The sequence below is a fragment of the Cupriavidus sp. R6-3 genome (assembly GCF_059772245.1).
Genome location: NZ_JCBAJO010000355.1, coordinates 1 through 3,503, shown reverse-complemented (window position 1 = coordinate 3,503; position 3,503 = coordinate 1). Strand labels below are relative to the sequence as shown.

The 3,503-nt window shown below is 68.3% G+C and carries 1 protein-coding gene and 1 tRNA gene; both read left to right on the top strand.

Annotated features, from left to right (window positions below; translation table 11 throughout):
• The first annotated feature begins 76 nt into the window (after positions 1–76).
• The gene (locus AC6EI8_RS25400; RefSeq protein WP_149318866.1) at positions 77–3,184 is read left to right on the top strand and encodes an efflux RND transporter permease subunit; all 3,108 of its coding nucleotides are present in this window, start codon (positions 77–79) and stop codon (positions 3,182–3,184) included.
• 231 nt (positions 3,185–3,415) lie between these two features.
• Positions 3,416–3,502, top strand: a tRNA-Leu gene (locus AC6EI8_RS25395).
• Position 3,503: the final 1 nt, after the last annotated feature.

The following is a 3,503-nucleotide window of genomic DNA, read 5'->3' as shown; positions in this document are numbered from 1 at the left end:
CCGGCCAGTGCGCCGGCCCCTGCGCCCACCAGCGCCCCGGCCAGCGCGCCGACCGCTCGCAGCTAAGGGCGCCGCGATGGAGCACTCCCGATTCAATCTGTCGCGCTGGGCGCTCGAGCACCAGGCGCTGACGCGCTATCTGCTGGTGGTGTTGCTGCTGGCCGGGCTGATGTCGTATTTCCAGCTGGGGCAGGACGAAGACCCGCCGTTCACCTTCCGCGTGATGGTGGTGCAGGCCTTCTGGCCCGGCGCCACCGCCGAGCAGATTGCGGTGCAGGTCACCGACAAGCTCGAACGCCAGCTGCAGGAAGTCCCCTACGCGGACAAGATCCGCAGCTTCTCCAAGCCGGGCGAGACCACCGTGATCTTCCAGCTGCGCGACGACGCGCCGGCGAAGGAGACCGCGCAGATCTGGTACACGGTGCGCAAGAAGATCGGCGATATCGCCGGCACGCTGCCGGCCGGCGTGCGCGGGCCGTTCTTCAACGACGAGTTCGGCGATGTCTACGGCACCATCTACGCGCTGTCCGCCGACGGCTTCACCTACAAGGAACTGCGCGAATATGCCGACCTGGTGCGCCAGCAGCTGCTGCGCGTGCCGTCGGTCGCCAAGGTGTCGCTGATCGGCCTGCAGGACGAGAAGATCTATATCGAGTTCAACCAGACCCGCTTCGCGCAACTCGGGCTGGACCTGAACGCGATTGCCGACCAGATCGCCGAGCAGAACAACCTGACCGCCAGCGGCGTGCTGGTGACGCCCAGCGACAACGTGCAGGTGCGCGTGTCGGGCCAGTTCGCCGATGTCGGCGACCTGCGCAATATGGTGCTGCGCGGCCCCAACGGCGCGGCGAACATCCGGCTCGGCGATATCGCGCGCGTCTATCGCGGCTACGTCGATCCGCCGGCGCCGCGCATGCGCTTCAACGGCAAGGACGTGATCGGCCTGGGCATCTCGATGGAGAAGGGCGGCGACATCATCGCGCTGGGCGAGGCCCTGCGCGCCGAGGCCGACACGCTGCGCAAGCAGCTGCCGGTCGGCATCGAGATGGAGCAGGTGCAGGACCAGCCGGAGGCGGTCAAGCGTTCGGTCGGGGAGTTCGTGCGCGTGCTGATCGAGGCCGTGGTGATCGTGCTGGCGGTCAGCTTCATCTCGCTGGGCCTGCACACCAAGCCGCTGCGGCTCGACGCGCGCCCCGGCCTGGTGGTGGCGCTGACGATCCCGCTGGTGCTGGCGGTCACGTTCCTGTTCATGAACGTGTTCGACATCGGCCTGCACAAGGTCTCGCTGGGCGCGCTGATCATCGCGCTCGGACTGCTGGTCGACGACGCCATCATCGCGGTCGAGATGATGGTGCGCAAGCTGGAGGAGGGCTTCTCCAAGATGGAGGCCGCGACCTTCGCCTACACCTCGACCGCGATGCCGATGCTGACCGGCACGCTGATCACCGCCGCGGGCTTCCTGCCGGTGGGTCTCGCGCGTTCGACGGTCGGCGAATACACCTTCGCCATCTTCGCGGTGACGGCGCTCGCGCTGGTGCTGTCGTGGCTGGCGGCGGTCTATTTCACGCCGTATCTGGGCTACCTGCTGCTGAAGGTCAAACCGAGCGAGGGCGGCCATCACGAGGTGTTCGACACGCCGTTCTATGCGCGCTTCCGCCGCGCGGTGGACTGGTGCGTGGACTGGCGCAAGACCGTGATCGCGATCACGCTTGGGACCTTCGCGCTCGGCATCTTCGCCTTCCAGTTCGTCGAGAAGCAGTTCTTCCCCGATTCCAGCCGGCCCGAGCTGATGGTCGAGATGTGGCTGCCCGAGGGCGCCAGCTTCGCGCAGAGCGAGGCCGAGGCCAGGCGCTTCGAGGCGGCGCTGCGCGGCGATGCCGATGTCGGCAGCATCACCACCTTCGTCGGCACCGGCGCGCCGCGCTTCTATCTGCCGCTGGACCAGATCTTCCCGCAGAGCAATGTGGTGCAGCTGATCGTGCTGCCGGTCGACGTCGAGGTGCGCGAGCGGCTGCGCCAGCGCATCATCGCGCTGCTCGCAAGCGACTTCCCGCAGCTGCGCGGCCGCGTCAAGCTGCTGCCGAACGGGCCGCCGGTCGCCTATCCGGTGCAGTTCCGCGTGATCGGGCCCGAGGCGGCGGGGGTGCGGCGGATCGCGGATCAGGTCAAGGCGATCATGAGCGCCAATCCGAATACGGTCGGCGTCAATGACAACTGGAACGAGAACGTCAAGGTGCTGCGCCTGGACATCGACCAGGAAAAGGCGCGCGCGCTCGGCGTGACCACCAATGCGATCGCCCGCGTCACGCAGACCGTGCTGACCGGCGCGCCGGTCGGCCAGTATCGCGACGGCGACAAGCTGATCGACATCGTGATGCGCTCGGCCCGGGACGAACGCGAGGCGCTGGCCGATCTGCACAACGTGCAGGTGCCGACCGCCAGCGGGCGCGCGGTGCCGCTGACGCAGGTTGCGCGCATCGGCATCCGTTCCGAGCCGGGCATCGTCTGGCGCGAGAATCGCGATTTCGGCGTGACCGTGCAGGCCGACGTGGTCGACGGCATCCAGGGACCGACCGTGACCGCGCAGATCAACCCGCAGCTCGACAAGCTGCGCGCCGAGCTGCCGGCCGGCTACCTGATCACCGTGGCCGGCGCCGAGGAGGAGAGCGGCAAGGCGGGCGCGTCGATCGCCGCGCAGCTGCCGCTGTGCGTGTTCCTGATCTTCACGCTGCTGATGCTGCAGCTGCACAGCTTCTCGCGCGCGGTGATGGTGTTCCTGACCGGCCCGCTCGGGTTGATCGGCGCCGCGGCGACGCTGTTGCTGCTGCAGGCGCCGATGGGCTTCGTTGCCCAGCTGGGCATCACCGCGCTGGTCGGCATGATCATCCGCAACTCGGTGATCCTGGTCGACCAGATCGAGCAGGACATCCGCGCCGGCGTGCCGGCCTGGACGGCGATCGTCGAGGCCGCGGTACGCCGCTTCCGGCCGATCATGCTGACCGCGGCGGCCGCCGTGCTGGCGATGATCCCGCTGTCGCGCTCGGTGTTCTGGGGGCCGATGGCGGTCGCGATCATGGGCGGCCTGCTGGTCGCCACGGTGCTGACGCTGCTGTTCCTGCCGGCGCTGTACGCCGCCTGGTTCCGCGTGCGCCGGCCGGAGGAGGCCAGCGGCGTGATGGCTTGATCGGGGCGTGATCGCGGCCTGATCGCAGCCTGGTCATGGGCTGCCCGGGGGACTGGATTCGCGCCGAACCATGCGCTACAATCCGCGGTCTTTGCCGGGCAGCGGTGCAACGCCGCAGGCCGGTCGGAGAAGCAGGGGGGGCGCATGCAGTTCCGGTCGCCTCCTTTGTTTTTTCGGCCTTGATGCCCGACAGACCGCGGAGCCTCCCGTCAGGGCGGCACCGCTTGGACCGCGAGGGTGGCGAAATTGGTAGACGCACCAGGTTTAGGTCCTGACGCCAGCAATGGTGTAGGGGTTCGAGTCCCCTCCCTCGCACCAC